The sequence below is a fragment of the Streptomyces sp. genome, from assembly GCF_019510245.1.
Lineage (GTDB): Bacteria > Actinomycetota > Actinomycetes > Streptomycetales > Streptomycetaceae > Streptomyces.
Map to the genome: position 1 here is coordinate 1 of NZ_JAEKKT010000477.1, position 2167 is coordinate 2167.

Below are 2167 nucleotides of genomic sequence, written 5' to 3' on the forward strand. Positions count from 1 at the left end.
TCAGGCGCGACCAGTGGTTGTGTCGCTCGGGGGTGATCGCCGGTGATCGGTGCGCGGTTCGCGCCTCCGAGTGCGGGCGCTCTCCTTCCCGAGGACGTAGCACTTCTCCCATCCCTGCCCGGCTGAGCCGTCCTTTCGAGAGGCCAGTCAGGGCCAGGAGATGTACGTCCGAGAAGGAGGAAATATGGAGTCCCAGGTGCGTGGCGGGACAAGATGGAAGCGGTTCGCTGTGGTGATGGTGCCCAGCGTTGCCGCCACGGCAGTGATAGGTGTCGCCCTCGCACAGGGCGCGCTTGCCGCGTCGTTCAGTGTGTCTGGGCAGGAGTTCAAGGTTCGGGCCGGCCAGCTCGTCGGCTACGACATGAACCAGTACGGCGCCATAGACTCGGGCAAGGGTCTTGACGGCAAGGACCAGGCGCACCCGGTGTCGGTGTCGGCGTTCGACCACGCCACGATCACCGACATGTGTCAGTCCGTGGTCACCCCGGTTCCGTTCCTGAACAAGTCGGTCACCCTGAAGCTGACCGCGGGTGACAAGGGCACGGCGGTCGAGGCCGACCAGATCTACATCGATGTCGCCAACCTCGACGCGAAAGATGCCGTGTTCTCGGGCATCAACATCGGCGTCCCCGCCGGGACCACCAGCGGGAAGACCCCGAAGCCCAAGACCGCGGCCGGGGAGCAGTCCAACCCGTTCGGGTTCGCCCAGCAGGCCGACAAGGCCGTGCTGACCGATGTGAAGCAGACGGCGTGGGCCACCACGGCCGGCACCTTCAAGCTCTCCAACCTCCACATGGGGCTGAGCTGGGGCAGCGGCGACGGGATCGAGTGCTACTAGGCGCTCAGTGACGGGTGGGGGAGCCGTTACGGTCCCCCGCCCGCCATCTCCCGCCCGTCGCCTTCACATCCCCCCACTTTCTTCATCGCGAAACACCGTCATCAAGAGCAACGCCGCACCAGGGAGCTGTTTTCCATGAGCGCCGAGAGTCCTGCCGCGCCCGGCCAGTTCGCCCACCGGAGGCAGCAGTTCCGCGCCTGGCGGGGCACCCGCCCGTTCTGGGCGGGACTGTTGGTCATGATCGGCGGCCTCCCGATCATGTACTTCCCGTACGCGCACCTCAAGCTCGGTGGCCTGACCATCGCCATGGCCACCACGGCGGGCGCAGGATCCCTGATCATCGGCGTACTGCTCGTCGTCCTGGGCATCACCCTCTGGTTCCAGAAGCACGTACGCACCTTCGCGGGTGTCGCGGCGATCATGCTCGGGCTGGTGTCCCTCCCCGTCTCCAACTTCGGCGGCTTCATCGTCGGCTTCCTGCTCGCGCTGTTCGGCGGGGCGATGGCCGTGGCGTGGGCGCCGGGCGTACCGCCCGCGGAGCAGCCGGCCGAGCAGGACACGACCGGTGAGGACGGCGCTCCCGAGGCCACGGACTACGACACCACGCTCCTGCGGCCGGTGAACCCGGTGGGCGAGCCGAACGATCTGTCAGGAACGAGCCCGGTCAACGGGGCGAACGGGAGGCACAGTGCCGGCTGACGAGGTGACCCACGGGGCTGACGTGGAGGCCTCCCGTGCGAGATCCGGGCCCCGCCACGCGGCACCCAAGAAGCCGCTTTTCAACAGGTTCCACGTGCCGGCCGGCAAGGCGATAGCCATGGCGGCGATGCCGACGGCCGTGCTCATGGGCATCGGGTTCACGCCCACGCTCGCGCTGGCCGACGACGCGCCGACCGCGAAGAGCCTGACGGCGGACGAGTACAAGGACTGCGTCGCGGCACTGAGCGGCAGCGCCTCCCCGTCCGCCTCGGCGAGTTCGTCACCGACCACCGACGACCCCACGGCGACACCGTCCCCGTCGGCCTCCTCCGGCTCGGGGTCGGACTCCGGCTCGGGCTCGAACGGCTCCTCCTCGTCGGATTCAGGTTCCGACGACAAGGCCACGCCCACGCCGTCCGCCTCCGCCTCGCCGAGCAAGGAGGAGAGCAGTTCCTCCTCCGGCACCGGCAGCTCCGACACCGCCACGCCGTCCCCGTCGGCCTCCGCGAGCGATGACGGCAACCTCCTGACGGACATCGGGGACGCGATCACCGGGATCTTCACGGGTGGCTCCGGCTCAGGGGAATCGCCCAGCGCGAGTCCTACGCCGACCCCCTCGGCCTCGGCGTC

2 protein-coding genes and 1 pseudogene are annotated in these 2167 nt (G+C 68.7%); all 3 read left to right on the forward strand.

The genetic code is table 11. The features are described 5' to 3' along the window. Nucleotides 1–184: 184 nt before the first annotated feature. A complete protein-coding gene (locus tag JF597_RS54285) occupies nt 185–838 on the forward strand; it encodes a DUF6230 family protein (protein ID WP_294014519.1) in 654 nt (217 codons plus the stop codon). A 135-nt stretch (nt 839–973) separates the two neighbouring features. Beyond that, nucleotides 974–1537, forward strand: coding sequence for a DUF6114 domain-containing protein (locus tag JF597_RS54290; RefSeq protein WP_294014521.1), 564 nt, complete (start codon nt 974–976; stop codon nt 1535–1537). Beyond that, nucleotides 1527–2167: pseudogene (locus tag JF597_RS54295) on the forward strand (hypothetical protein); the annotation flags it as partial. The gene JF597_RS54290 and the pseudogene JF597_RS54295, both read left to right, overlap by 11 nt.

Excerpts from the sequence above, each read along its gene's own strand:
- JF597_RS54285 (WP_294014519.1), top strand. The coding sequence starts at position 185 with ATGGAGTCCCAGGTGCGTGGCGGGACAAGATGGAAGCGGTTCGCTGTG.
- JF597_RS54290 (WP_294014521.1), top strand. The coding sequence starts at position 974 with ATGAGCGCCGAGAGTCCTGCCGCGCCCGGCCAGTTCGCCCACCGGAGG.